The organism is Streptomyces sp. NPDC028907, assembly GCF_055564995.1.
On sequence record NZ_JBVHVE010000008.1, the window covers coordinates 327,233 to 354,232 of the forward strand.

The 27,000-nt window shown below is 70.6% G+C and carries 23 protein-coding genes, 1 tRNA gene and 2 pseudogenes; 14 read left to right on the forward strand and 12 right to left on the reverse strand.

Going from position 1 to position 27,000, the window contains the following annotated elements; translation table 11 throughout:
- Positions 1-57 precede the first annotated feature (57 nt).
- Positions 58-1,167 carry a ferritin-like domain-containing protein gene (locus ACZ4UU_RS25955; RefSeq protein ID WP_471905758.1) on the forward strand — a complete coding sequence of 370 codons (1,110 nt, stop codon included), beginning with the start codon at positions 58-60 and terminating at the stop codon, positions 1,165-1,167.
- Here the strand turns inward: ACZ4UU_RS25955 and ACZ4UU_RS25960 are convergent.
- From ACZ4UU_RS25960 to ACZ4UU_RS25985, 6 genes are all read right to left on the reverse strand, one after another.
- A complete protein-coding gene (locus ACZ4UU_RS25960; protein ID WP_471905759.1) occupies positions 1,164-1,682 on the reverse strand; it encodes a DUF3291 domain-containing protein in 519 nt (172 codons plus the stop codon). The two genes, ACZ4UU_RS25955 and ACZ4UU_RS25960, sit on opposite strands and share 4 nt — an antisense overlap.
- Positions 1,683-1,752: 70 nt before the next feature.
- Positions 1,753-3,228 carry a penicillin-binding transpeptidase domain-containing protein gene (locus ACZ4UU_RS25965; RefSeq protein ID WP_471905760.1) on the reverse strand — a complete coding sequence of 492 codons (1,476 nt, stop codon included), beginning with the start codon at positions 3,226-3,228 and terminating at the stop codon, positions 1,753-1,755.
- Positions 3,225-4,607, reverse strand: a complete 1,383-nt coding sequence (locus tag ACZ4UU_RS25970) for an FtsW/RodA/SpoVE family cell cycle protein (RefSeq protein WP_471905761.1) — start codon at positions 4,605-4,607, stop codon at positions 3,225-3,227. Before ACZ4UU_RS25970 ends, ACZ4UU_RS25965 begins: the two co-directional genes overlap by 4 nt.
- 337 nt (positions 4,608-4,944) lie before the next feature.
- A complete protein-coding gene (locus ACZ4UU_RS25975) occupies positions 4,945-6,180 on the reverse strand; it encodes an ATP-binding protein (RefSeq protein ID WP_471905762.1) in 1,236 nt (411 codons plus the stop codon).
- Positions 6,177-6,950, reverse strand: a complete 774-nt coding sequence (locus ACZ4UU_RS25980; protein WP_471905763.1) for a hypothetical protein — start codon at positions 6,948-6,950, stop codon at positions 6,177-6,179. The genes ACZ4UU_RS25975 and ACZ4UU_RS25980 overlap by 4 nt, the downstream gene beginning before the upstream one ends.
- 102 nt (positions 6,951-7,052) lie before the next feature.
- Positions 7,053-7,559: a protein-tyrosine phosphatase family protein gene (locus tag ACZ4UU_RS25985; protein WP_471905764.1), complete on the reverse strand. Its 507-nt coding sequence runs from the start codon at positions 7,557-7,559 to the stop codon at positions 7,053-7,055.
- An 89-nt stretch (positions 7,560-7,648) separates the two neighbouring features.
- Between ACZ4UU_RS25985 and ACZ4UU_RS25990 the strand changes: the two genes are divergently transcribed.
- Positions 7,649-8,455 carry a nuclease-related domain-containing protein gene (locus ACZ4UU_RS25990; protein WP_471905765.1) on the forward strand — a complete coding sequence of 269 codons (807 nt, stop codon included), beginning with the start codon at positions 7,649-7,651 and terminating at the stop codon, positions 8,453-8,455.
- A 223-nt stretch (positions 8,456-8,678) separates the two neighbouring features.
- Here the strand turns inward: ACZ4UU_RS25990 and ligD are convergent, their stop codons facing one another.
- Positions 8,679-9,560, reverse strand: coding sequence for a non-homologous end-joining DNA ligase (gene ligD, locus ACZ4UU_RS25995; RefSeq protein ID WP_471905766.1), 882 nt, complete (start codon positions 9,558-9,560; stop codon positions 8,679-8,681).
- A 71-nt stretch (positions 9,561-9,631) separates the two neighbouring features.
- On the opposite strand from ligD, the gene ku reads away from it, so the two are divergent.
- A complete protein-coding gene (ku, locus tag ACZ4UU_RS26000; protein ID WP_471905767.1) occupies positions 9,632-10,696 on the forward strand; it encodes a non-homologous end joining protein Ku in 1,065 nt (354 codons plus the stop codon).
- Between the two features lie 81 nt (positions 10,697-10,777).
- On the opposite strand, the pseudogene ACZ4UU_RS26005 reads toward ku, so the two are convergent.
- Positions 10,778-12,046, reverse strand: a pseudogene (locus ACZ4UU_RS26005) (beta-ketoacyl-[acyl-carrier-protein] synthase family protein); the annotation flags it as partial.
- A 114-nt stretch (positions 12,047-12,160) separates the two neighbouring features.
- A complete protein-coding gene (locus ACZ4UU_RS26010) occupies positions 12,161-12,934 on the reverse strand; it encodes a thioesterase II family protein (protein WP_471905768.1) in 774 nt (257 codons plus the stop codon).
- 151 nt (positions 12,935-13,085) lie between these two features.
- Between ACZ4UU_RS26010 and ACZ4UU_RS26015 the strand changes: the two genes are divergently transcribed.
- A complete protein-coding gene (locus ACZ4UU_RS26015) occupies positions 13,086-13,901 on the forward strand; it encodes an SAM-dependent methyltransferase (protein ID WP_471905769.1) in 816 nt (271 codons plus the stop codon).
- An 18-nt stretch (positions 13,902-13,919) separates the two neighbouring features.
- Here the strand turns inward: ACZ4UU_RS26015 and ACZ4UU_RS26020 are convergent, their stop codons facing one another.
- Both ACZ4UU_RS26020 and ACZ4UU_RS26025 read right to left on the reverse strand, forming a co-directional pair.
- Entirely contained in the window at positions 13,920-14,840 is a 921-nt protein-coding gene (locus ACZ4UU_RS26020; protein WP_471905770.1) for a helix-turn-helix domain-containing protein, read from the reverse strand.
- A 166-nt stretch (positions 14,841-15,006) separates the two neighbouring features.
- Positions 15,007-15,237, reverse strand: a complete 231-nt coding sequence (locus tag ACZ4UU_RS26025) for a DUF397 domain-containing protein (RefSeq protein WP_079055878.1) — start codon at positions 15,235-15,237, stop codon at positions 15,007-15,009.
- 198 nt (positions 15,238-15,435) lie between these two features.
- Here ACZ4UU_RS26025 and ACZ4UU_RS26030 point away from each other — a divergent pair, with 198 nt between their 5' ends.
- The 3 genes from ACZ4UU_RS26030 (at position 15,436) to ACZ4UU_RS26040 (ending at position 16,821) form a co-directional block, all read left to right on the forward strand.
- On the forward strand, positions 15,436-15,999 hold the full coding sequence (locus tag ACZ4UU_RS26030) for an ATP-binding protein (protein WP_471905771.1): 564 nt from the start codon (positions 15,436-15,438) through the stop codon (positions 15,997-15,999).
- A gap of 288 nt (positions 16,000-16,287) precedes the next feature.
- Positions 16,288-16,596, forward strand: a complete 309-nt coding sequence (locus ACZ4UU_RS26035) for a hypothetical protein (RefSeq protein WP_471905859.1) — start codon at positions 16,288-16,290, stop codon at positions 16,594-16,596.
- An 81-nt stretch (positions 16,597-16,677) separates the two neighbouring features.
- Positions 16,678-16,821, forward strand: a complete 144-nt coding sequence (locus ACZ4UU_RS26040) for a hypothetical protein (RefSeq protein WP_471905772.1) — start codon at positions 16,678-16,680, stop codon at positions 16,819-16,821.
- Positions 16,822-17,260: 439 nt separating this feature from the next.
- Here ACZ4UU_RS26040 and ACZ4UU_RS26045 read toward each other — a convergent pair.
- Positions 17,261-17,332, reverse strand: a tRNA-Arg gene (locus ACZ4UU_RS26045).
- Positions 17,333-17,506: 174 nt separating this feature from the next.
- Here ACZ4UU_RS26045 and ACZ4UU_RS26050 point away from each other — a divergent pair.
- The 7 genes and pseudogenes from ACZ4UU_RS26050 to rho all read left to right on the forward strand — a co-directional run.
- Positions 17,507-17,921 (forward strand): annotated as a pseudogene (locus ACZ4UU_RS26050) (response regulator); the annotation flags it as partial.
- Positions 17,922-18,187: 266 nt separating this feature from the next.
- Positions 18,188-19,282 (forward strand): ArgS-related anticodon-binding protein NrtL, encoded by a 1,095-nt coding sequence (gene nrtL, locus ACZ4UU_RS26055; RefSeq protein WP_471905773.1) that lies wholly within the window; start codon positions 18,188-18,190, stop codon positions 19,280-19,282.
- Positions 19,283-19,299: 17 nt separating this feature from the next.
- Positions 19,300-20,691, forward strand: a complete 1,392-nt coding sequence (gene lysA / locus ACZ4UU_RS26060; RefSeq protein WP_471905774.1) for a diaminopimelate decarboxylase — start codon at positions 19,300-19,302, stop codon at positions 20,689-20,691.
- 160 nt (positions 20,692-20,851) lie between these two features.
- Complete coding sequence (locus tag ACZ4UU_RS26065; protein WP_471905775.1) at positions 20,852-22,144, forward strand: homoserine dehydrogenase; 1,293 nt, start codon at positions 20,852-20,854, stop codon at positions 22,142-22,144.
- A gap of 6 nt (positions 22,145-22,150) precedes the next feature.
- On the forward strand, positions 22,151-23,209 hold the full coding sequence (gene thrC / locus ACZ4UU_RS26070; protein WP_471905776.1) for a threonine synthase: 1,059 nt from the start codon (positions 22,151-22,153) through the stop codon (positions 23,207-23,209).
- Between the two features lie 319 nt (positions 23,210-23,528).
- Entirely contained in the window at positions 23,529-24,446 is a 918-nt protein-coding gene (gene thrB / locus ACZ4UU_RS26075) for a homoserine kinase (protein ID WP_471905777.1), read from the forward strand.
- 408 nt (positions 24,447-24,854) lie between these two features.
- Complete coding sequence (gene rho / locus ACZ4UU_RS26080; RefSeq protein ID WP_471905778.1) at positions 24,855-26,858, forward strand: transcription termination factor Rho; 2,004 nt, start codon at positions 24,855-24,857, stop codon at positions 26,856-26,858.
- Positions 26,859-27,000 lie beyond the last annotated feature (142 nt).

Sequence of the window (27,000 nt, forward strand, 5' to 3'; positions counted from 1 at the left end):
CAATCCCCTGTGCGGGACTTGTTGACGCCTCGTCTATCGCGTGTGAGCCTGCGGGGCATGCCGACCTATGACCTGTACGCCAACGACCCCGGAGAGCCCCTCTGGCAGGTGCCCGCGACCGGCGCGGCCCGGTTCGGCTGGGAGTACGACGACGGGCGTGAGCGGCTCCTGGCCCTGTACCAGAAGGGCAAGGACAAGCAGTGGGACGGGCAGCTCAGGATCGACTGGGACCTGGAGGTCGATCCCTGCGACGCGCTCGGCACGCCCGAGGAGGCGATGGCCCTGTACGGGACGTCGTACTGGGCGAAGATGAGCGAGCGGGAGCGGGGCGAGCTGCGGAAGCACTACGCCTCCTGGCAGTTCAGCCAGTTTCTCCACGGTGAGCAGGGCGCGATGATCTGCGCGGCGCGCATCGTCGAGTCGGTGCCCGACATGGACGCGAAGTTCTATTCGGCGACCCAGACGATGGACGAGGCGCGGCACGCCGAGATCTACGGGCGCTTTCTGCACGAGAAGATCGGGATGGTCTATCCGATCAACGACAATCTCCAGGCCCTGCTGGGCGACACCCTGCGCGACAGCCGGTGGGACATGCCGTATCTCGGTATGCAGGTGCTGATCGAGGGGTTGGCGCTGGCGGCCTTCGGGATGATCCGGGACACCACCACCAAGCCGTTGCCCAAGCAGATCCTGGCGTATGTGATGCAGGACGAGGCTCGGCACGTGGCCTTCGGGCGGATGGCGCTCCGGGACTACTACAAGCAGTTGACCGATGCCGAGCTTCGTGAGCGCGAGGAGTTCGTCATCGAGGGCTGCTATCTGATGCGGGACCGGCTGCGGGGTGTCGAGGTCCTGGAGAACTTCGGCATTCCGAAGGGGGAGGCCGAGCAGATCAGTGAGCGGTCGGAGTTCCTGCAGTTGTTCCGCCGGCTCCTCTTCTCCCGCATCGTTCCCTGTGTGAAGGACATCGGGCTGTGGGGTCCGCGCCTTCAGCAGGCCTACGTGGACATGGGCGTTTTCGAGATGGGGGACTCGAATCTGGATCTGTTGATGGCGCAGGACGAGGAGATCGCCGAGAAGCTGGACGCCGAGCGGTTCGCCGCCGAGGAGCGGGAACGGGTCGCCGAGGTGGGCGAGGCGATCGATGAGGGAGCAGGCGAAAGCTAGGGGGTGCAGCCCAGGCCGTCCGGTACCTCGCCGAGCAGCGGCTCCGCCCCCTGCGGCGGGAACGACGTGCGCAGGGTGAAGGCGTACGGCGTCGGGCCGTTCGTACGGAGGTGGAGGAGGCGGGACTCCGCCTCGGCGACCGTCGGGCGGTGACCCGCGGGCACCCACCACAGGGCCGTCATCGCCTCCTGCACCCGCTCGAACCACTCCCGGCGGCGGGCCAGCATCTCGCGGTGGCGGCCCTGGTACATGTACGCGGTCAGGGCGTTGGTGTCGCGCCACATCGTCAGGTTGATGATCAGCCACTCGTCGCCGAAGACCCTCACGTCCGTGGCGTCGCCGGAGTCGCCCTTCAGACGCCAGACGAAGCCGTCGGCTGCCTCGGCGTCGGCGTTCACGGGGTCGAGGTTGTCGACGAAGTCCTTCAACTGGGGGGAGTCGAGCGGGGCCTTGAGGCGGGCGATGTTGACCTGGGCGAGTTCGTAGGCGGCTTCCGGGGTGGCAGGTGTGGTCATGGACCGAACGGTAGGTCGGGGCGGACGGCAGGTCCAGGGGGTGTCTCAGCACTCGGGCACTCGTGGCGCGTCAAGGGGCGTCCTGCGAGGGCGAGTTCAGCACCGCCTCCATCACCGCCCGCGCGATCGGCGCCGCGTCACCGCCGCCGCTGATCTCGCCCCGGTCGGCGTCCGCGTCCTCCACCACGACGGCCACGGCGACCTTGGGTTCCAGGTCCGTGTCGCCCTTCGCCCAGGAGACGAACCAGGCGTACGGCGTCCCGGAGTTGCCGAGGCCGTGCTGGGCGGTGCCGGTCTTGCCGCCGACCGTCGCGCCGGGGATCCAGGCGTTCGAGCCGGTGCCCTCGCGGACCACGTCCACCATGAGCTCCTTGAGGAGTACGGCCGTCGAGGGCCGCATGGCCTGCCGTGCCGGGCGCGAGCCGCCCGTCGACACCGTGGAGCCGCCCGCCCGGGTCGTGCGCTCCACCAGATACGGCGAGCGCACCTGACCGCCGTTGGCCACGGCCGCGGCGACCATCGCCATCTGGAGCGGGGTGGCACGGGTGTTGTACTGGCCGATCGACGACAGGGCTAGCTGGGCCTTGTCCACCGTCGTGTCGAAGGTGCTCCGGGCGACCGAGTACGGGATCTTGAGGTCCGCGTCGTTGAAGCCGAAGGCCTCCGCCGTCCTCGCCATCCGGTCCACGCCCACCTTCACCCCGAGCTTGGCGAACACCGTGTTGCACGACCACTCGAACGCCTTGCGCAGCGGAACGTCCTTGCAGCCCTTGGACTCGTTCGTGAGGGAGGTCCTGGTGCCGGGCAGGGTGTACGGGTCCGGGGAGTCGGTCGGCTCGTCGAGGTCCTCGATCACCCCCGAGTCCAGGGCCGCGGCCGCCGTCAGCACCTTGAAGGTCGAACCCGGCGGATACGTCTTGCGCACCGCCCGGTTGAGCATCGGCTTGTCCGGGTCGCGGTTCAGCGTCGCCCAGGACCGGGCCACCGCCGAACGGTTCCCGGACAGCACGGACGGGTCGTACGACGGGGCCGACACCAGGGCCAGGATGCGGCCCGTCGCCGGCTCCACGGCCGCCACCGCGCCCTTGCGGCCCGCCAGCCCCTCGTACGCCGCCCGCTGCGCGGCCCCGCGGAGGGTGGTGACGACGTCACCGCTGGGATACCGGTCGCGGGCGGAGCCGTTCCAGAGCGGGAAGGGCGACAGCAGGGGGTCCGTGCCCGACAGGACGCCGTCCTCCGTGTGCTCCAGGAGGGTCGTGCCGTACACCTGGGAGGCGAAGCCGGTGACGGGGGCGTACATCGGACCGTTCGTGTACGTCCGTTCGTAGCGGAGCGGCTCCCGGGTGTCGCGGGATCCGGTGACCGGCGTCCCGTCGACCAGGATGTCGCCGCGCGGCTGGCCGTAACGGGAGATCGTGGTGCGGCGGTTGGCGATGTTGTCGTCGTAGGACGGGGCCTCGAAGACCTGGATGCGGGTGGCGTTCACGAGCAGCGCGACCAGCAGTACGGCGCAGAAGAAGGCGGCGTGCCGGATGTGCCGGGTCATCGGGCCGCCTCCTCGGCCTTGGGTACGCCGAGCCGGCTGCGCGCCCTGTCGCTCACCCGGATCAGCAGCGCGACGATCGCCCAGTTGGTGACCACCGACGAGCCGCCCTGGGCGAGGAACGGCATCGCCATGCCGGTCAACGGGATCAGACCCGTCACCCCGCCCGCGATGACGAACACCTGAAGCGCCACGATCGAGGCCAGCCCCACCGCGAGCAGCCGCCCGAAGGGGTCGCGCAGGGCGAGCCCGGCGCGGTAGCCGCGCTCCACCAGCAGGCCGTACAGGATGAAGATCGCGGACAGGCCGGCCAGGCCCAGCTCCTCCCCGGCCGTCGCCAGGATGAAGTCCGACTTGGCCGCGAAGCCGATCAGGATCGAGTGACCGCGGCCCAGCCCCGTGCCGAGCATGCCGCCCGCCGCGAACGCGAACAGCGACTGCGACAGCTGGTTCGGGCCCTCGCCCGCCTCGATCGACGCGAACGGATGCCGCCAGTCCTCGACCCTGCCGTGCACATGCGGCTCCAACTGCCCGACGGCCACCGCGCCCAGCGCCGCGAGCAGCAGACCGAGCGCGATCCAGCCGGTGCGGCCGGTGGCGACGTAGAGAAGGACCACGAACAGGCCGAAGAACAGCAGGGAGGTGCCGAGGTCGCGTTCGAGGATCAGGACGCCCACGCTCAGCAGCCAGATGGCGACGATCGGGCCGAGGACACGACCGGTGGGCAGTTGCAGCCGGTCCATCCCGAGGACCCGCCGGCCCGTGTACGCCAGCGCGCTGTGGTTGGCGGCCAGATAGGCCGCGAAGAACACCGCGAGCAGCACCTTCGCGAACTCGCCGGGCTGGATGGAGAATCCGGCGATCCGGATCCAGATGCGGGCGCCGTTCACGGAGGGGAAGAAGATCGGCAGGGTGAGGAGGACGAGGGCGGCGACGACACAGACGTAGGAGTAGCGCTGGAGGACCCGGTGGTCGCGCAGCAGGAGGACGACCACGATGAACAACGCCACGCCCAGCGTGGACCACACGAGTTGGGCGGGGGCCGCCCGGTCGTCCGGTGTCTCCAGGTCGAGCCGGTAGATCAGGACCAGACCGAGGCCGTTGAGCAGCACGCCGATCGGCAGCAGCAACGGGTCGGCACAGGGGGCGCGCAGACGGACCGCCAGATGCGCGACCAGCGCGAGTACGCCGAGCCCGGCGCCGTAGCCGGCGGCGCCGGGCGGGACGGTGCCGTGCTTGGCGATACCGACCGCGCAGTAGCCGTACACGGAGAGCAGGACGGCCACGACGATGAGGGCCAGTTCGATGCCACGGCGCCGGGGGAGATGTGCGGCGGGAGCGGGCGCGTCCGCTGCCACCAGGGTGGTTCCGGCCTTGGTCATGTCCGGAACTTACCCAATTAGTCCGTCTTGTGTGTCTTACGGCTCAGCACCAGCGTGGCTTGTGCCCGAGTTGCCCTGCACCCGCTGACCCGGGGTCCTGCAGAAGATCGAGACGACGTCGCCCCGGTGCGCGGTCCGGATCACATGACTGTCCCGGCGTCTCAGGTTATGGGTATCGCGAGGCGGGAACGCAGTGTGAGGGTCGCCCGCCACACTGGGTCATAGGAGGAGTGCCCCGAAGGGGCAGACTCCCAGGGGCGCGGGGAACTGCGCGATCGACCCCCACGACCCGCAGCCGGCGTACAGCCTGAGGCCCCGGCCCTCCTCCGCGCCCCACCTACCGCAACACCAGAGTCGCTACGGCACCCCCATCCACCGCGTTCGCAAACGAAAGCCGAGCCCCCAACACCTCCGCCTGCCCCAACGCGATGGTCAACCCCAGCCCATGCCCCTTGGCCCCACCCTCCGTACGGAACCGCTGCGGCCCATGCGCGACGAGATACTCCGGATAGCCGTCCCCGTGATCCCGCACCGTCACCACCGGCCCGTCCACCGTCAGAGACACCGGCCCCCGCCCATGCTTGTGCGCATTGGCCACCAGGTTCCCCAGCACCCGCTCCAACCGCCGCCGATCGGTATCCACCACGAGGTCCCGCACGACAACGACCTCGGTCTCGGTCCCGGACGCCCGGACAACCCGCTCCGCCAGCGCCGCGAGCGGCTCGGTGTCCAGCTCCGACCGCTCCCGCCCGGTGTCCAGCCGCGAGATCTCCAGCAGATCCTCGGTCAGCGTCCGCAACGCGGCCACCCGGTCCCGCACGAGCTCCGTCGGCCGCCCCGGCGGCAGCAGCTCGGCCGCCGCGTGCAGCCCGGTCAGCGGCGTACGCAGCTCGTGCGCGACGTCCGCGGTGAACCGCTGCTCGGCCAGCAGCTTGCTCTGCAGCGACGACGCCATCGAGTCGAGGGCGGCGGCGACGGCGGCCACCTCGTCCTGCGGCCGGGTCGGATCCTTGGTACGGGGATCGTCGACCCGCGCGTCCAGGTCGCCCCCGCTGATCCGTCGGGCCACCCGGGCCGTGGTGTGCAGCCGGCGCGTCACCCGCGTCACCGCGAACGCGCCCACCAGCAGCGTCGCCCCGATCGCCAGCCCCGACGACCACAGGATCGCCCGGTCAAGACCCTCGATGGTGCGGGCCTGCTGCGAGTAGTCGACCTCGACCGCGAGCGCCCGCGCGCCGTCGGCGGGGCCCGCCGCCCACATGGTGGGCCGCCCCCGGTAGTCGGCGACCATCGTGCCGCGCTCCCCGGCGACGGCCAGCTCCCGCAGCGAGTCCGGCAGCTCCGGCGGGTCGACGGAGACACCGTGCCGGAGGGTGTCGCCGGCCTCGAACGCGGTCGTCGCGTCCTCCAGCCGGGACAGCGCGAGCTCGCGGGCCTGGCCGACGGTCTGGTTCGTCACCGAGACGTGCACGAGGATGCCGAGCAGCGCGGCGAGCGCGCAGCACATCACCGTGATGAAGACGGCGGCCTTCACGGCGAGCGTGCCGGCCCACTGGGGGAGCCCGAGCCTCATGGGGTGCCCGCCGAGGAGGAGGCCGAGCGTGCGGCGGACGGCGAGGCGGAGTGCGAAGGCGAGGCCGAGTGCGAAGGCGAGGGGCTGGGCGTCTTCTTCTCGCGCGGGCCGGTGCGCAGCATCTCGTCGTGCGTGAGCAGCATCGCCTTCTGGTCCCCGTCCCAGGTCCACTGCAGCCGGTACTCGTAGCCGGCCACCTCGGACGGCGAACGTATGATCACCGACCGCCGGGCCAGCTCGACGGCGCTGACGGCGTCGTCCCAGCTCATCACCTGCACCAGCCGGTCCTTCTCCACGGTGTAGACACGCACCGCGGTCGTCTTGCCCGGCATCAGCCGGAACCCCAGCGTCAGCTCGGGCCGCCCGTCGCCGGTCAGATCCCGGTAGTACGGCCGCAGCACCGGGCACTTCCCGTGCCCGGCACCCTTGGCGCAGTCCGCCATCAACCGACCGGTGTCGCGGTACGGCGCGTCGTCGCCCTCGTAGTCCCCCGGGCTCTTGGCGATCTCCTTGCGGACGACCGCCACCGGGTTCACGTCGCGCAGGTCGCCGCCGGGGACGGTGACACCCTTCACGACCTCCCGGTTCACCTCGCCGATCTCATAGGCGGGACGGGACGCCGGCGTAAGCCTCGGCCAGAGCTTGTCCGGGCTGACCGCGGTCTCGGTCGGGCCCGCGCCCTGGAGATCCCCGGCGTCACCGCAGGCCGTCGCGGCCGCCAGCAGCAGGGCGACAAGCGCGGCGATGCGCGTGGGGCGGCTGCGGGGCACGGTTCTCCTGGGGCTCGGGGCGGTGTCGGCCCGTACACACTATTCGGACGGAAGTCCTTTTTGCGCACCCGGTGGGCGGACGGGCGAAACGGTTGGAAACGGTTACTCGGCGAGCTCTTCGAGGAGCCGGGCGGTCGACAGGCCGGCTCGGAGGTAGTCGACGAACAGCTCGTTGTGCAGGGCCCAGGGAGAGCGGCGGGAGCGTATCAGCCGGATCGCCTGCTCGGCGGAGCGGCTCCGGCGGGTCAGGGCGTGGGCGACGACGAGGCCCGAGCGGTTGTACCCGTGATAACAGCGGACGAGGACCCTGCGGCCCTCGTCCAGCGCCTCGCACGCCGCCTCCGCCAGCCGTATCACCCCCGCGAGCTGGGTCCCGTCCAGCGGCCCGTCGGGAATCGGCCACACATGGTGCTCGACGCCGGGATCCGGCCCGTGCCCGGGCAGGCGCAGCAGCGTCTGTACGAGATCGAACTGGTCCCGTACGACCGCGAACTCCAGTTGCCCCGACTGCCCCCGGAACTCGTGCCCGCCCATCCACAGGCCTGGCTCGATCTCGCTCCACGGGCTGTCCGGAGCCGGTACGTCGGGTTGCTTCCTGCGGGTACGCAACGGCGCCTCCCCCAACTCCTCTCAAAGGTAACCGGGTTCTTGCCCCCGCAGCACCCCGCCTGTTCCCATGGTCAGTGGGGTGATGGTGCATGAGTGGACTGCGCGTCATACCGACCTGGCGACACGGCCAGGAACGGCTCTACGTCTGCCTCGAGGACGGGCGGAACATCGCTTGGTACGACCGTGAGGCGGCTCGGATCAACCTGCTCTCCGCCGACCGCGAGGACGATGTGCTGGAGGCCCTCGGCCCCTTCGTCACCGGCCCGGTGACCGTCGGCCCGCCCCCGGTCCCCACCCCCGCGGAACTGGCCCGGCTGGCCCTGCACCCGGACGACGACCTCGCGCCCAACCGCCCCGGTGAGGCGCTCCTCGTCGCCCTCGACCGGGATCCGGGCCCCTCCCACCGGCTGCGCGCCGACCCGCGGCGCCGGGCGCTGACCGCGGAGCAGACGGTCGGCGAGGCCCTGGACCGCCTGGACGGCGCGGGCTGGCACACGCTGCACTCCGTGCCGCTCCCCGGCGGAGACCGCATCCACCATCTGCTGCTCGGCCCCGGTGGCCTGTTCGCCGTCCACTCCCTCTACGCCCGTAAGCAGAAGGTGACCGTCGCCGACCCGATGATCTCCCTCGGCCGCCGCGAGCCCACCCCCCTCCTTCGCCACCTCCGCCGCAACGCCGACCGCGCCTCCCACACCCTCACCGCCGAGGTCCACCCGGCCCTCGCCCTCCTCGCCCCCACGGACATCACCATCACCGCCCCCCACCTGGAGATCCGCATCCTCCAGCACACCGACCTACCGGGCCTGGCCCGTCTGGGTGGCGTACTGAAACCGGCAGACGTGGAGGCCCTCCACGCGATGGCGAGGGACCGCCGAGTGTGGGCTGCCGCCGGCTGAGGGGGGTACACCTCGGCCGACATCCCCGGCATCGCCCCCAGGGGCACGGGAAACCGCACGCCCAGCCCCCACGATCGGGGAGCCACACACGGTGACGACGCCCCCCACGGCCCCAAAACGCCGGTGCCCCTGAACCCGGCGGCCGTCCAACCCCCTAGGGGCGCGGGGAACCGCGCGCCCAGCCCCCACCACCCGTCAGCCACACACCTGACCTCAGCCACCCTCACGGCAACCGCCCCACCCTCTCCGGCAGAAGCAGCCCAGAGAACAGGTCACCGTAATCCTGAAGCCGAGGCGCAAGGTCACCCGCGAGGAAGGCAAGCGCGGCGGGCGAGCGGCACTCCGCCACCTCCTCCCAGGTAACGGGCGCGGACACCGACGGCTCCCGTCGAGCCCGCAACGTGTACGGCGTGGCCGTCGTCTTCCGCGCGGCGTTCTGACTCCAGTCGACGAACACCTTCCCCGGCCGCAGACTCTTCGTCATCCGGTGGATCACCAGCCGCGGCATGGCCTTCTCGGCCTCCACGGCCAGCCCCTTGGCATACTCGGTCGCTTGTTCGGAAGGCGCCGGCCGAACGGCCGCGACGAGATGGAGCCCCTTCGAACCGGAGGTCTTGGCGTACGCCTCGATCCCGTCGGCGGCCAGCCGCTCCCGCAGCCAGAGAGCGACCTCGCAGCACTCGACGACGGTGGCCGGCGACCCGGGGTCCAGGTCGAAGACCAGCCGGTCCGCCTCACCGGGCGCACCGATCACCCACTGGGGCGTATGGAACTCGGTGACGAGGTTCGCGGCCCACATCAGACTCGCGAGATCCTGCACGAACACCATGCGCGCCGGCCCTTCGACGCGCGGCACCTCTGCCGTCGTGACCCAGTCAGGGGTGCCCGGCGGGACGTTCTTGGCGAAGAACACCTGGCCCTCCGGCCCGTCGGGGTACCGCAGGAAGGACACGGGCCGATCCCGCAGATGCGGCAGCAGGAAGTCGGCCGTGGTGGCGTAGTAGTGCAGCAGCTCGCCCTTGGTGAAGCCGGTCGCCGGATACAGCACCTTCTCCAGATTGCTGAGCGCGAGCCGCCGCCCCTCCACCTCTGTGATCGGCGTCATACCATGAGAATTCCAGAAAACCTGGTGGATGTCCGGGTGAGCCTGGCATAACGACCGAAAGGGTGCTGCACGTGCGATCCATCTGGAACGGCGCCATCTCGTTCGGCCTGGTCAGCATTCCGATCAAGCTCGTGAACGCCACGGAGAACCGCTCGATCTCCTTCCGTCAGATCCACACGGAGGACGGCGGCCGTATTCGCTACCGCAAGGTCTGCGAGCTGGAGGACCGCGAGGTCACCCAGGCCGAGATCGGCAAGGGATACGAGGACGCGGACGGCACGATCATCCCGATCACCGACGAGGACCTGTCCCACCTGCCCCTTCCGACCGCGAAGACGATCGAGATCGTGGCCTTCGTACCGGCCGACCGCATCGACCCGCTCCAGATGGACAGCGCGTACTACCTCGCCGCCGGCGGAGCCCCCGCGGCCAAGCCGTACACGTTGCTGCGCGAGGCGCTGAAGCGCAGCCAGAAGGTCGCCATCGCGAAGTACGCCCTGCGGGGTCGGGAGCGACTGGGCATGCTGCGGGTCGTCGAGGACGCCATCGCCATGCACGGACTGCTGTGGCCGGACGAGGTCCGGGCCCCGGAGGGCGTCGCCCCGGACACCCACGTCACGGTGAACGACAAGGAACTGGACCTCGCGGACGCCCTGATGGACACCCTCGGCGAGATCGAACTCGACGAACTGCACGACGCCTACCGCGAGGCCCTGGAGGAGGTCGTCGCCGCGAAGGCCGCCGGCGAGGCCCCGCCGGAGACACCCGAACCGGCGAAGGCCGGCAAGGTCCTCGACCTGATGGCGGCCCTGGAGAAGAGCGTACGGGCGGCGAAGGAGTCGCGCGGCGAGGAGCCGGCGGCGCCGGAGAAGGAGGAGGCGCAGGTCAGACGCCTGCCCGAGCGCAAGACGTCCCGCGCGGCACCGAAGCAGGCGGCCGGCAAGAAGTCGACGGCGACGAAGAAGACGGCGGCGAAGAAGACGGCGTCCGCGAAGAAGTCGACGGCGAAGACGGCCCAGGGAACGAAGAAGACGGCGGCGAAGACCACCGCCAAGAGCACGACCAAGAGCACCGCGAAGAGTACGGCGAAGAAGACGACCGCCAAGAAGACGACGGCCCGCAAGCGCACGGCATGACCGTCACCCTGCCCTCCGTCACCGTGACCGTCACCGCCACGCGCAACCGCTCACCACACGCCACCTCACGGGCGCCGCACCTCACCGCGCCGCGCCCTGCGCCGCCCTCCGCAACGCCAACACCGCGTTGTGCCCCCCGAACCCGAACGAATTGCTCAGCACCAGGTCCCCGTCCTCAGGCAGCGCACGCGGCACCCCCGTCACCACATCCAGATCGATCGCGTCGTCGAGCACCCCGCCCCCCAAGGTCGGCGGCACCACACCGTGATGCAGCGTCAGCACGGCGGCGACGGCCTCGACTCCGCCCGCGGCCCCCTGAAGATGCCCCAGGTGCCCCTTGAGCGCGGTGACGGGAACCCTCCGTCCGCCCAGCACCTCCCGTAGCGCCCCCGCCTCCGCGAGGTCGCCCTCGATCGTCGCCGTGGCATGGGCGTTCACATGGACGACGTCCCCGACCTCGCCCCCGGCGTCCCGCAGAGCGCGCCGCAGGGCGAGCGCGACGCCGGTGCCGGACGGGTCGGGTGCGGCCATGTGGTGGGCGTCGGCGGACAGGCCCCAGCCGGCGGCCTCGCAGTAGATCCGCGCGCCACGGGCCCGCGCGTGCTCCTCCGCTTCGAGTACGAGGATCCCCGCGCCCTCACCGTTGACGAACCCGCTCCGGTCCTTGGCGAAGGGCCGCGAGGGCGAGCCCTTCGTGGGGTCCCCGTCGGCCAGGGCCCGCATCGCAGCGAAGGATGCCATGATCGCCGGCGTGACGACCGCTTCGGCGCCGCCCGCCAGAGCGAGGTCGATCCGCCCGTACCGTATGCGGTCGATCGCCTGCCCTATGGCTTCCGTCCCCGACGCACAGGCGCTCGTGACCGTCCTGGCCTCGCCGGTGATGTGCAGGTCGAGCGAGACCTGGGAGGCGGCCTGCGAGGGCACCGTCATGGGCGTGGTCAGCGGCGAGACGGCTCGCGGCCCCTTCTCCCGCAGCTTCCGGTCCCCGCCCACCAGCACGGACGCGTCCCCGAGGATCGCGCCCAGACTCACCCCCACCCGCTCCGGATCGATCCCGCTCTCCCGCGTCCCGCCCTCGACGAACCCGGCGTCCACCCACGCCTCCCGGGCCGCCAGCACCCCGAACCGCGCGGCCCGGTTCATCCGCCGAGCCACCGGCCGCGGGAGCAGTTCCCCGGGGTCGACGGGTACGACCCCGGCCACCCGCACGGGCAGCCCGGCGAACTCCTCCCCCTCCAACTCCCGTATCCCGTGCCGGCCGTCGAGCAGTCCACGCCACAACTCCCCGACCCCGACGCCGAGCGGAGTGACCGCCCCGAGTCCGGTGACGACGACCTTGCGGGGTCCGGAGGCGGCGGTCACGCTCATCTCTGTATGTCCCCTCTGATCGTTTCTGATCGTTGAAAGGGGAACATGCCCACCTTCCTCATGGCGTGCACATGCACAAGGGCGACAGTCGTCCCCTCATGACAGCCGAGAGGCGACGAACCCGACCAACTCCTCTTTCCGCGGGTTGAGATAGAAGTGGCCCCCCGCGAAGATCCGCATGTCCAGCCCCTCCGTCGTGACGTCCGACCACGACGAGAGCTCCTCCACCGCGCATCCGGGATCGCGGTCGCCTCCGCAGACCGTGACGGGAACGCCCAGCCGGTGCAGCCGAGCCGGGCGGTACGCGGCCAGCAGGCCGAAGTCCGCGCGCAGCGACGGCATGATCAGGGGCCGCAGTTCGGGGTGCTCGTAGGCGGCGGCACCTTCGGGGTCCAGCTTGCGGACGCGATCCAGGATCTCGCTGTCGGCCGGCGCCGGGAGCGGCGCCCGCTCTCGCGGGGTGCGGGGCCGGGCCCGGCCGGACACGATCAGACGGGTGAGGGTGCGGCCGGGGACGTCCTCCAGACGGCTGGCGACCTCGTACGCCACCGCCGACCCCATGCTGTGGCCGAAGAGAGCCAACGGCCGGTCATCGGGCAGCTCGTGCAGCACAGCCGCGGTGATCGCGTCCGCCAGTTCCTCCATCGTGGCCGCGCACGGGTCGGACAGACGGTCCTGACGGCCGGGGTACTGCACCGACATGACCTCGATCTCCGGCGGCGTCAGCGCGGCCCAGTCGTGGAAGGCGCTCGCCGCGCCGCCCGCGTGCGGAAAGCACACCAGACGGATCTTCGCGCCGGGCGCGCTCACCCCCCGCAACCATCGTGTGGTCCGGCTCCCCGGCTTCATCTCGGCGATGCGGTGCGTCATGTCCCCCAGTGTCCTTGGTCCGCGTACGGTCACTCCGGAGTGGTCGTTCGCGGGTGTTTGACCGATGGACTGGCCCGACCAACTTCCGCCTCCCTAGGATGTGTTGCCGGAGAGGTGATCGCCTCGGCCGGCCCTGTGACTGGGGGAAACGATGGAGCCTGGAAAGCTGTCCACGTCGATCGATGCCACGATCCCGACAGCCGCACGCATGTACGACTACTACCTCGGCGGCAAGGACAACTACGCCTCCGACCGAGCCGCCTGCGAGGAGCTGGACAAGGTCGTCCCCAGCACCCGCGCCCTCGCCCTGAACAACCGCCGCTTCCTGCAGCGCGTGGTCCGCACGCTGGCCCAGGACTACGGCATCCGGCAGTTCCTCGACCACGGCTCAGGCCTGCCCACCCAGAACAACGTCCACCAGGTCGCACAGTCCGTCGACCCGTCCTCGCGTGTGGTGTACGTCGACAACGACCCGATGGTCCTGGTCCACGGCCGCGCCCTGCTCGACCAGAACGACAACACCGCCGTCATCCACGCCGACATGCGTGAGACCGACGCCATCTTCGCCCACGCCGACACCGAGCGCCTGATCGACTTCTCGCAGCCGGTCGCCGTACTGTTCAACTCGGTCTTCCACTGCATCCCCGACGACGACACCAACGGCCCGCTCGCCGTGGCCCGCCGGGTCCGCGAACGGCTCGTGCCCGGCAGCTGCATGGTGATGTGCCAGCTGGTCAGCGAGGACGCCGAGGTCCGCAAGTTCGTCACCGACTTCATGGCCCAGGCGACCCAGGGCCACTGGGGCCGGGTGCGTCAGGAGAAGGACGTCGCGGAGTACTTCGAGGGCCTGGAGATCCTGGAGCCCGGGCTGGTTGAGGTCTCCACCTGGCGTCCCGACACCGAGGTGGCCCCGCGCCAGCTCACCCAGGAGTGGATCGAGTTCGGAGGCGTGGGCCGACTCGCGTAGCCGGCCGCGGGGCCCGGCTCAGGGCTTCGGGGAGTACCGCTCCATCGTCTCGCGCAGCCGCTTCAGGGACTCGCGCGGATTGAGGGCCTCGTCACCCAGACGGTCCAGGGCGAGGCGGTACTCCTCGGTCTCGTCCCGGTCCTCCAGGAACGCCGCGCTCTTGATGTGCTCCAGATAGACGATGTCGGGCAGATCGACGCCGCCGAACCGCAGATAGGTCACCGGCATCGCGGGCGCGGAGGCGTTGGTCACGTCCAGGGGCACGATCTGTACGGTCACATGGGGCCGCTGGGCCATCTCCACGAGATGCTCCAGCTGCTCCCGCATCACCTCGCGGCTGCCCAGCACGCGCAGCAGCACCGACTCGTCGACGATCGCCCAAAGCTGCGGCGCGTCGGGCCGGTGGAGCAGCTCCCGTCGGCGCATCCGCAGCTCCACACGCCGCTGCACCTCACGGCCGGGCGCCGTCGGCAGCCCGCGCTCCACGACGGCCCGGGTGTAGTCCTCGGTCTGCAACAGTCCGGGAACGTACTGGAGTTCAAAAGTACGAATGGCAGTGGCGGCCTCCTGCAGTCCGACCAGCCGGTCGAACCACTCCGGCATCAGCCGCTTGTCATAGCGCTGCCACCACCCGGGCTCCCCGGCGCGCCGCAGCAACTGCAACAGCACCGTGGCTTCGTACTCCTCGGCGCCGTACCGCTCCAGCAGCGCACGGATGTCGGCCTCGGTGGGCGGCCGACGCCCTTTGCCCGCCTCGATGCGCGACAACTTCGCCGGGCTGAACCCCACGGCTCGCGCCGCCTGGTCCTGGGAGAGGCCCGCGTCCTCGCGGATCCCCGCCAGCTGGACGCCGACCAGCATCTTCAGCAGGGTCGGCGCGGGTTCGGTCCGGTTCAGATACGGCTCGAGGCGGGAGATGCGAGGTGACTCGGCGGACATCCTGACTCCCCGTAGACCGGCATACGACAGACCGCATTATCGCATCCCGCCGCCTCGTGCCGCCGGAACCGCGGGAAATAGAGGGCTCACCTTCCGCTTGGCGGCGGTGTCCCGCTCCTCGCCGGCCTTCCGTTCCCGGGCAGAGGGCCCGTATCACCCGCAGGGGTCATACGAGGTGGTCGAACTCTCCCTCCTTCGCGCCCGCCAGGAACGCGGTGATCTCGGCAGGGGTGTACACGAGGGCCGGCCCGTCGGGGTCACGGGAGTTGCGCATCGCGATGCTGCCGTCGCCCAGGGGTGCCACCTCGACGCAGTTCCCCTCGGCATTGCTGTGCCGGCTCTTGATCCAGCGGACGCCCAACGAGCTTGCCCGCACGCCGTTCGATGCTGTTGGCACTGCACTCTCCTTGCTCACGTTCCGCCACGCGTGCGCCCCGCCGACCCTGCGGGCCCGAACCGCATCACGTGCTCTGGCCGACACCGCTCGCGCAATTTCCCGTGAAATTGCACGGAGGCGCCGTCGGCGTGGATAATAGCCCCTGGCGTCAACGGCAGTGCGGACGCCCCGTCCTGACCGTGTATCAGGGGAGACGTTGTGTCCTTACCTGCGTACGAAGGGCTCCGACTGCCCGGCAGTGCCGCGTCCCCCGCGGGGCTGGCAGTCACACCGGAAGCGCGCACCGGCACCCCGGCCCCGGCCCACCTCACCAGGCCCGAGCCCTCGCGCATCTCGCCCCGTTCCGCCGCCCTGCGCCTCGTCGGCGCCGAACAGGGCTGCGGCCAGGCCCGCGACTTCGTCCGTCGCACCCTCGCCGACTGGTCGTTGGACCACTGCGGCGCGGACGCCCTCACGGTGGTCGCCGAACTCCTCGCCAACGCCGTCCTGCACGCCGCACCGCATCGCCCGGCCCGCCCGACGGCCGACGGCGACGCCGAGATCTGGCTGAGGCTCAGCCTCCGCCGCCCGGCCCACCTCGTCTGCGCGGTCACCGACCCGAGCGACGACCCGCCGGTGTACCCGCACACCAGCGACCCCTTCGACGAGCACGGCCGCGGACTGCGCATCATCGACGCCCTGTCCGAGCACTGGGGCTGGACCAGACGCCAGCCCGCGGGCAAGACGGTCTGGGCGATGCTCCCGACCGACCGCCGTTCCTGACCGTTCGCATCGCGAAGGCCGACCGGCGCACCGCATCCGTAAATGTGCCGTGGGGCGCGGGTATTTAGGCAAGTGCCTGAAGAGCTGCCATAGGTCGCCATATTTGGGATGCCCCGGGCGCCGGTGTAACGCGGTCACGTTCGTATGACGCAGAACCAGGCAGAAAGCAGGTCGCCCTCGAGGGCCGTAATCGGTTCCTCGGGGCGACCGGTCCGCCCAGCAACGCGTCAGATCGGATTTCTCGTGAACACCGACCCGGTTTCCGGATACCAGTCGTACGACCAGCCTGTGGCCACCCCCGCCCGCACGCGGCGCAACCCGGCCACGGCGCGCAGAGCAGCCCTCACCATCTGCACCATCGCCGACGTCGCGGCCGGTCTGCTCGCCCTGTGGATCGTGCTGTACCTGCTCGACGCGAACCAGGGAAACGCCTTCGTGGAGTTCGTCCACGGCTCGGCGGACTGGCTGGGCGGATGGGCACAGGACATTTTCACCATGGACACCGACGGCGTACGCGTCCTCCTCAATTACGGCCTCCCGGCCGCCCTTTATCTGCTCCTCGGGCACGGAATTGCCGCCCGACTCAACAGGGCCTGACGGCATTACCACAGCGGAAGGACCGGCGCTGTGACTCGCACACCCACCGAAAACAATCACCTGCCGATTTATGAAGACCTTGTGCGCGAACGCGGAGACGCCGTGGCGGAGGCACAGCTGGCAGCCGCGCACACCCAGCACCAGGCGGCCGAACTGCTCAACGCCGGGGAGGCGACCCACCCGGACCACCGACCGGCCCACCACGGCCGCCTTCACCACGGGTGACCGCTACGACCTCCCAGAGTTCGCCCTCGCGCACAGGGTCACAGGACTCCGCCGGCGAAACGCACGACGATCACGGCCTGAATCACCGGCCCGTACCGATTCCGCCTCACCTCATCGCGATCCTGCGGGACCACACCGACACCTGCGGCGTAGCGAATGCACTTCCGGCTCTGGCAGAAGGCTCACACGCCGGCACCCCCGTCGGCCGTTCTGGCCTCCCCACTCGCCGCCCGCCCGTAGGACCTTCGGCACTCGGCCCTGTCGCCCCCCAGGATCCGTCCGGGGGGCTTCGCCGTTCCTGGGGCTGACCGCTGACCAGGGTCAATGCCTCAAGATCGTGCCCACGAATAGTCACCGGTGGCATACGGCTGCACATACGCGAAGACCCCGCACTCAGCGAACTCGCTGATGGCGGGGTCTTTGGGCACCTCACAAGGGGTGCCCCCGGCAGGATTCGAACCTGCGCACACGGCTCCGGAGGCCGTTGCTCTATCCCCTGAGCTACGGGGGCGTGTCGGGCGCCTTGCTTGGCGGCGACGGGTAGAACCCTACCAGCTCTTGGGGGGTGTTCATGAACGGGTTTAAGGGGCGGTGGCACCGGGCGTGACCTGGGGTGGCTCGCTCGCACGGGGTGGAAGTGGGGAAAACCCGGACGCGGTGGCCGGTCCCCACCTACTCTCGAGTTGTGCCAGGCGCGTCGGGCCGGGTGCTTGTTGTGGACGACAACAAGGTCATCCGGCAGCTGATCAGGGTCAATCTCGAGCTGGAGGGGCTCGAGGTGGTGACCGCGGCCGATGGTGCCGAGTGTCTGGAAGTCGTTCATCAGGTGCGTCCCGACGTGATCACCCTGGACGTGGTCATGCCCCGCCTCGACGGGCTGCGCACCGCCGCGCGACTGCGTTCCGACCCCCGGACCCGTGATCTCCCCCTCGCCATCATCAGCGCCTGCACGCAGTACGAGGTCGACACCGGTCTCGACGTCGGCGTCGACGCTTTCCTCGCCAAGCCCTTCGAGCCCGCCGAACTCGTCAGCGTCGTGCGGCGGTTGATCGAGCGGAACCCGAGCCGGGAGCAGGCGCGGACGGGGGAGCGGGAAGGCCAGGGCGAGGGCAGAAGCGCGGACAGGTCGGACCCGTCGGACAGGGCAGATCGCTCGGGCAGGTCGCACGGGTCGGACCGGTCGGACCGGTCGGGCAGGAGCGCTGACGCGGCAGTGGTCGGCGGTGTGCTTGGGGCCGCCGGAGAAGCCGCCGGGCGTACCGGCGCCTGACACGCCGACGCGGCGCAGCGCACCGGACGTCCATATCCCGGGACCCAGCCCAAACCCATTCGCATACCCGCCCCCCTCCTCCCCTACGCTTGTCCCGTGACCCCCGTCGAGCTCTCTCGTACCGTGCTGCGCGCGGTGCGTCGTGCTGTCGATGAGGGGGAGCTGCGCGTCGCCGTGCCGGAGCGGGCGCTGGTCAGCGTCCCCGGACCCGGTGGCTGTGGTGACTACGCCACCAACATCGCCCTCCAGCTCGCCCGCCCGGCCGGGCAGCCGTCCCTGCGGGTAGCCGAGATTCTGCGACCGCACCTCGCCGACGCGGACGGAGTCGCCGACGTCGTCGTCACCGGGCCCGGATTCATCAACATCAGCCTGCGCGACACCGCACCCGCCGCCCTCGTCGAGGAGATCCTGCGGCGCGGAACGCGATACGGGTTCGCAGACGGGTCCGACGGGTCCGACGGGCGCGCCGAGCCCCGCGCCCGCAGCGGCCGCGGCGACCTCTTCGGGCGGGTTCTGCAACTGCACTGCGCCCACGACCTCCGTGCCGTCGTCGTCATGGATGTCCTCGCCCGTCTCCTGCGCTCCCAGGGCGCCCTCGTCCGCACCAGCTGCGAGGGCCGTCCCGAGCCGGAGTGGGAGGCCGTTCTCGGGGCCCGGGTCGATGCTCATGGCAGTGCCGAGTCCCCGGCGCCGCTCGAGGTCGGCGTACGGCCCGTGCCGGCGCCCGCAGATCCGCTCCCGCTCGGCCGTGACGCCGCGCGCTGGGCGCTGCTGCACCCCGCCGGGCACGACCGGCCCCGTATCACCGACGAGCACCTCGTCCAGCGTGAGAGCAACCCTCTCTTCCGCGTCCGTTACGCCCACGCCCGCACCCGGGCCCTCAGCCGTAACGCCGCCGACCTGGGGTTCGGCGCCGAACCCGGGGACGTACGACACGACGTCACCGCCCTCCTCGCCGACCACCCCCGCGTCCTCGCCCGAGCGGCGGCCCGCCGCGCGCCCGACCGGCTCGCCCGGCACCTCGTCAGCGTCGCCGATGCCGTGCTGCCGCTGCTGCCCGCCGTCCTGCCCCGCGGTGCGGAGAAACCCTCGGCCGCCCACCGCTCCCGGCTCGCGCTCGCCGAAGCCGCCGGGACGGTGCTGGCCGGTGGCCTGTCCCTGCTCGGCATCGACGCACCCGAACACCTCTGAGAGAGCCCACGAAAGTCATGAGCCGTTCCGCACACCCCGCCGGGCCCCGCCACGCCGACGTCCTCCCCGAGGGCCACTACTCGGCCCCGCCCACCGACCTCAACGCCCTCGACCCGAAGGTGTGGGCCCAGACCGTCGTCCGTGACGCCGACGGGGTCGTCACCGTCGGCGGTGTCGACGTGAAGACGCTCGCCGAACAGCACGGCACCCCGGCCTACTTCCTCGACGAGGCCGACTTCCGGGCCCGGGCGCGGGCCTGGCGTGGCGCCTTCGGGGCCGACGCCGACGTCTTCTACGCCGGCAAGGCGTTCCTCGCCCGTGCCGTCGTGCGCTGGCTGCACGAGGAAGGGCTCAACCTGGACGTGTGCTCCGGGGGCGAGCTCGCCACCGCCCTGTCCGCCGGTATGCCCGCCGACCGCATCGCCTTCCACGGCAACAACAAGTCGAAGGAGGAGATCCGCCGGGCCATCGAGGCCGGCGTCGGACGTATCGTCCTCGACTCCTTCCAGGAGATCGTGCGGGTCGCGCACATCGCGCAGGAACTCGGCAAGCGGCAGCGGGTCCAGATCCGGATCACGGTGGGTGTGGAAGCGCACACGCACGAGTTCATCGCCACCGCCCATGAGGACCAGAAGTTCGGCATCCCGCTCGCCGGGGGACAGGCCGCCGAAGCCGTGCGGCGGGCCCTCAGGCTGGACGGGCTCGAGCTCATCGGGATCCACAGCCACATCGGGTCCCAGATCTTCGACATGTCCGGGTTCGAGGTCGCCGCGCACCGCGTCGTCGGACTGCTGAAGGACATCCGTGACGAGCACGGCGTCGAGCTGCCCGAGATCGACCTCGGAGGCGGCCTCGGGATCGCGTACACGAGTGACGACGACCCCCGCGAGCCGCACGAGATCGCCAAGGCGCTCACCGAGATCGTCACCCGTGAGTGCGAGGCCGCCCGGCTCCGTACGCCTCGCATCTCCGTCGAGCCCGGGCGCGCCATCGTCGGGCCGACCGCCTTCACGCTCTACGAGGTCGGCACCGTCAAGCCCCTCGACGGGCTGCGGACGTACGTCTCCGTCGACGGCGGCATGTCGGACAACATCCGCACGGCGCTGTACGACGCCGAGTACAGCGTCGCCCTGGTGTCCCGGACGAGTGACGCCGAGCCCATGCTCGCCCGCGTCGTCGGCAAGCACTGCGAGAGCGGGGACATCGTCGTGAAGGACGCGTTCCTGCCGTCCGACCTGGCACCGGGTGACCTGATCGCCGTACCGGCGACCGGGGCGTACTGCCGGTCCATGGCCAGCAACTACAACCATGTGCTCCGGCCGCCCGTCGTCGCCGTGAACGACGGCCGGTCCCGGGAGATCGTCCGGCGTGAGACGGAGGAGGACCTCCTGCGTCTCGACGTGGGGTGACCCCCGCAGGCCGGGGACGAAGATCCGGGGGTGGAAGATCTCCTGTCATCCACCCCCGTACAAATGAAATCGATGTCTCACGATCCGGACGAAGGGCAGAAACTCCCGTCCGGTGAGTGAGACTGGTGCAACCGTAGACGGTATGAGGAAACGAGGTCGGATGATGCGTACGCGTCCGCTGAAGGTGGCGCTGCTGGGCTGTGGGGTTGTTGGCTCAGAGGTGGCGCGCATCATGACGACGCACGCCGACGACCTCGCCGCCCGGATCGGCGCTCCCGTCGAGCTCGCGGGTGTGGCCGTACGGCGGCCCTCCAAGGTCCGTGAGGGCATCGACCCCGCGCTCATCACCACCGACGCGACAGCCCTCGTCAAACGCGGCGACATCGATGTGGTGGTCGAGGTCATCGGGGGCATCGAGCCCGCCCGCACCCTCATCACCACGGCGTTCGAGCACGGCGCCTCGGTCGTCTCCGCGAACAAGGCCCTCCTCGCCCAGGACGGGGCCGCGCTGCACGCCGCGGCCGAGGCGAACGACAAGGACCTCTACTACGAGGCCGCCGTCGCCGGTGCCATCCCGCTGATCCGCCCGCTGCGCGAGTCCCTCGCCGGGGACAAGGTCAACCGGGTCCTGGGCATCGTCAACGGGACGACCAACTTCATCCTCGACAAGATGGACAGCACGGGGGCCGGATATCAGGAGGCCCTCGACGAGGCCACCGCCCTCGGGTACGCGGAAGCCGACCCGACCGCCGACGTCGAGGGCTTCGACGCCGCCGCCAAGGCCGCCATCCTCGCCGGTATCGCCTTCCACACACGCGTGCGTCTCGACGACGTCTACCGCGAGGGCATGACCGAGGTCACCGCCTCCGACTTCGCCTCCGCGAAGAACATGGGCTGCACCATCAAGCTGCTCGCCATCTGCGAGCGGGCCGAGGACGGCCAGTCGGTCACCGCGCGCGTGCACCCCGCCATGATCCCGCTGACCCATCCGCTCGCCTCCGTGCGCGGCGCGTACAACGCCGTGTTCGTGGAGTCCGACGCCTCCGGGCAGCTCATGTTCTACGGTCCGGGCGCGGGCGGTTCCCCGACCGCCTCGGCCGTGCTCGGCGACCTCGTCGCCGTCTGCCGCAACCGGCTCAGCGGGGCAACGGGGCCCGGCGAGTCGGCGTATGCCGCCCTGCCCGTCTCACCGATGGGCGACGTCGTCACGCGCTATCACATCAGCCTCGACGTGGCGGACAAACCGGGTGTTCTCGCCCAGGTGGCGACCGTGTTCGCGGAGCACGGTGTCTCGATCGATACGGTTCGCCAGCAGGGCAAGGACGGCGAGGCCTCCCTCGTCGTCGTCACCCACCGTGCGTCCGACGCGGCCCTCGTCGGGACCGTCGAGGCGCTGCGCAAGCTCGACACCGTGCGGGGTGTCGCCAGCATCATGCGGGTTGAAGGAGAGTAACCAGCAATGACCCACCAGTGGCGCGGAATCATCGAGGAGTACCGGGACCGGCTGCCCGTCTCCGACACCACGCCGGTCGTGACGCTCCGCGAGGGCGGCACGCCCCTCGTGCCCGCGCAGGTGCTCTCCGAGCGCACGGGCTGCGAGGTCCACCTCAAGGTGGAAGGCGCCAACCCCACCGGGTCCTTCAAGGACCGCGGTATGACCATGGCCATCACGCGGGCCAAGGAGGAGGGCGCGAAGGCGGTCATCTGCGCCTCCACCGGCAACACGTCGGCCTCCGCCGCCGCCTACGCCGTCCGCGCGGGCATGGTTTCGGCCGTTCTCGTCCCGCAGGGCAAGATCGCGCTCGGCAAGATGGGCCAGGCGCTCGTCCACGGCGCGAAGATCCTCCAGGTCGACGGCAACTTCGACGACTGCCTCGCGCTCGCGCGCGCCCTGAGCGACAACTACCCCGTGGCACTGGTCAATTCGGTCAACCCGGTGCGTATCGAGGGGCAGAAGACGGCCGCCTTCGAGATCGTGGACATGCTGGGCGACGCCCCCGACATCCACGTCCTGCCGGTGGGCAACGCGGGCAACATCACCGCGTACTGGAAGGGCTACACGGAGTACGCCGCCGACGGCGTCGCCAAGCGGACCCCGCGGATGTGGGGCTTCCAGGCCTCCGGCTCCGCGCCCATCGTGCGCGGCGAGGTCGTCAAGGACCCGTCGACCATCGCCACCGCCATCCGCATCGGCAACCCGGCGTCCTGGCAGTACGCGCTCGCCGCGCGGGACGAGTCCGGCGGGTTCATCGACGAGGTGACGGACCGTGAAATCCTGCGCGCCTACCGGCTGTTGGCCGCGCAGGAGGGCGTCTTCGTGGAGCCCGCCTCCGCCGCGTCCGTCGCCGGTCTGCTGAAGGCCGCCGAGCAGGGCAAGGTCGATTCGGGCCAGACCATCGTCTGCACCGTCACCGGCAACGGCCTGAAGGACCCCGACTGGGCCGTCGCCGGCGCCCCGCAGCCCGTCACCGTCCCGGTCGACGCGGCGACGGCGGCCGAGCGGCTCGGGCTGGCGTAGTACGACGGGGCACCCCGTCGTAGAGCGGCGCCGGACCCGTCGTACGGGGCTCGTGAACGCGAGTAAGAGGGCGCTCGCCCGGGGAACTTCCCTATCGGGGGTGCACAGGGGGCATACGACACGCATCGTGCGCCTCCTGTGCGCCCTATGTCGCCACAGAACCTACCTTCGATAGGCTGTACTGAACCCGCCCGCCGCATATGCCTCCGCATGGGGCGCGGTGCCGCGCCGTCTCCGCGGCCCGGAAGCGGCCCCAGGGGTTCTCGTACGTCATCGAATGTCTTCGACAATCACGCAGCTCAAGGAGAGTCATCAAGCGATGGCCGGTCCAGCGTTCCGCGCCGCCGCCGTCCGGGTGCGCGTCCCCGCCACCAGCGCCAACCTCGGCCCGGGCTTCGACGCCCTCGGCCTGTCGCTGGGGCTCTACGACGACGTGGTCGTCCGGGTGGCCGACTCCGGGCTGCACATCGACATCGCGGGTGAGGGCAGCGAGACGCTGCCGCGTGATGAGAAGCACCTTCTCGTTCGCTCCCTGCGCACCGCCTTCGATCTGCTGGGCGGCCAGCCGCGCGGCCTGGAGATCGTCTGTGCCAACCGCATTCCGCACGGCCGCGGCCTCGGCTCCTCCTCGGCCGCCATCTGCGCCGGCATCGTCGCCGCCCGCGCCGTGACCATAGGCGGCGAGGCCAAGCTCGACGACGCGGCCCTGCTGGAGCTGGCCACCGAGATCGAGGGCCACCCCGACAACGTCGCGGCCTGTCTGCTCGGCGGGTTCACCCTCTCCTGGATGGAGGCCGGCGCCGCCCGCGCCATCAGGATGGATGCCGCCGATTCCATCGTTCCGGTGGTTTTCGTGCCCGGAAAGCCGGTCCTCACCGAGACCGCGCGCGGCCTGCTCCCGCGCACCGTCCCGCACGTCGACGCCGCCACCAACGCGGGCCGAGCGGCCCTGCTCGTCGAGGCCCTGACCAGGCGCCCCGAGCTGCTGCTGCCCGCCACCGAGGACCGTCTCCACCAGGAGTACCGCGCACCGGCCATGCCGGAGAGCGCCGCGCTGGTGGAGCGACTGCGGGCCGACGGAGTCCCGGCAGTCATCTCAGGAGCAGGACCCACCGTGCTCGCGCTGGCCGACGCGGACAGCGCCGACAAGGTGGCCCATCTGGCAGGCGAGGGCTGGGCCGCGAACCGGCTCGACCTCGACGCGCAGGGAGCGAGCGTGTTGCCGCTTGCTCCCTGACACGCGGTTGCCGGATTTCGAGAGGGGGAATGTTTGTTGGATCCGGTAGTGTTAACCTCAAGTCTGCACCCGACCCCACCATGGCGAGGTGCTTCGTGTCCCCGTCCGGGACAGACATTCTTCCGGGAGCCTCCCAAGCCGCACTGTGTTCCGTACGACGTATGCGGGCAGTACCTCGTACGCGGGCGCTGAGCGACTTGCCGGGCACGCTCCGGAACCGGCGCGACCGAGCCGAGTGACACAGACACTGAGTGCCACGGCTCTGGGAAGCGCCATCACCAGATATTTCCTCCGCCGCTTTGGCGGACCACCGCCCCGGCACGGTCCACACACCAAGGACCGAAGCCGGACAGCACAACCGGTCGCCGAGCCAGACAGGCCGACGTCCGCTCCAGGGAAGGACCCTTCGTGAGCGACACCACCGATCTGATGGGCGCACGTGTCGAGGAGACCGCTGCCGCGCCCGCCACGGACGCCTCCGCGCCTGCCACCGGTGCCGGCTCCCGGCGGCGCCGCGGTACCGGCCTCGAGGGCATGGTGCTGGCCGAGCTGCAGCAGGTCGCATCCGGCCTCGGCATCAGGGGCACGGCGCGTATGCGCAAGAGCCAGCTGATCGAGGTCATCAAGGAGGCGCAGGCCGGAGGTGGATCCGCCCCGGCGAAGGCCGAGACCGCCACCGAGACCAAGCCGAAGCGCCGCGCCACCTCCCGGGCCCGTACGGGCGACGAGGCCGCCGCCGCCAAGAAGGCGGACAAGGCCACCGAGGCCCCCGCCGAGAAGGCCGTGGCCCAGCAGCAGATCGAGATCCCCGGCCAGCCGGCCAGCGACGAAGCGCCGGTCGAGCGCCGTCGTCGCCGTGCCACCGCCGACGCCGGTGCCCCCGCGGCCGCCCCCGAGACGGTCGCCGCCGAGGCGAAGAACGAGCCGAAGGCCGAGACGCCCGCGCAGTCGCAGGGCCAGCAGGGTGACGCCAAGGGCGACGCGGGTGAGGGCGGCGAGGGCCGCCGTCGCGACCGCCGTGAGCGCGGCCGGGACCGTGACCGCGGTGACCGTGGTGACCGTCGCAAGGGCGACGACCAGCAGGGCGGCGGCCGTCAGGACCGCCAGCAGGGCCAGCAGCAGAGCGGGGGCCGTCAGGACCGTCAGCGTGACAACGGCCCCCAGGACGACGACGACTTCGAGGGCGGCCGGCGTGGCCGCCGCGGGCGCTACCGCGACCGCCGTGGCCGTCGCGGCCGCGACGAAGTGCAGGAGCCGCAGATCGCCGAGGACGACGTCCTGATCCCCGTCGCGGGCATCCTGGACATCCTCGACAACTACGCCTTCATTCGCACGTCCGGCTACCTGCCCGGCCCGAACGACGTGTACGTCTCCCTCGCCCAGGTCCGTAAGAACGGCCTGCGCAAGGGCGACCACATCACCGGCGCGGTCCGTCAGCCCAAGGAAGGCGAGCGGCGCGAGAAGTTCAACGCGCTGGTGCGCCTGGACTCCGTCAACGGCATGGCGCCCGAACACGGCCGCGGCCGCCCGGAGTTCAACAAGCTCACCCCGCTGTACCCGCAGGACCGCCTCCGCCTGGAGACGGACCCGGGCGTGCTCACCACCCGCATCATCGACCTCGTGTCGCCGATCGGTAAGGGCCAGCGCGGTCTGATCGTGGCCCCGCCGAAGACCGGCAAGACCATGATCATGCAGGCCGTCGCCAACGCGATCACGCACAACAACCCCGAGTGCCACCTGATGGTCGTCCTCGTCGACGAGCGTCCGGAAGAGGTCACCGACATGCAGCGGTCGGTCAAGGGCGAGGTCATCTCCTCGACCTTCGACCGTCCGGCCGAGGACCACACGACGGTCGCCGAGCTGGCGATCGAGCGTGCCAAGCGACTGGTCGAGCTCGGGCATGACGTGGTGGTGCTGCTCGACTCCATCACGCGTCTGGGCCGTGCCTACAACCTGGCGGCGCCCGCCTCCGGCCGCATCCTCTCCGGTGGTGTCGACTCGACCGCGCTGTACCCGCCGAAGCGCTTCTTCGGTGCGGCGCGGAACATCGAGGACGGTGGCTCGCTCACCATCCTGGCCACGGCTCTCGTCGACACCGGGTCCCGCATGGACGAGGTGATCTTCGAGGAGTTCAAGGGCACCGGCAACATGGAGCTCAAGCTCGACCGGAAGCTCGCGGACAAGCGCATCTTCCCGGCGGTGGACGTGGACGCGTCCGGTACCCGTAAGGAAGAGATCCTGCTCGGCAACGAGGAGCTGGCGGTCGTCTGGAAGCTGCGGCGGGTGCTGCACGCGCTGGACCAGCAGCAGGCGATCGAGCTGCTGCTCGACAAGATGAAGCAGACGAAGTCGAACGTCGAGTTCCTGATGCAGATTCAGAAGACGACGCCGACGCCGGGCAATGGCGACTAAGAGCTCGGGTATGCGGGTTGCTCGTCGACTGCGGGTGGTTCGTGGTTGATCGCGCAGTTCCCCGCGCCCCTCAAGGGCGTTTGGGCCGCCCCCCGTCACACGGTGACGGGGGGCGGCCCTTTGGCGCTGACAGGGCCGGGCG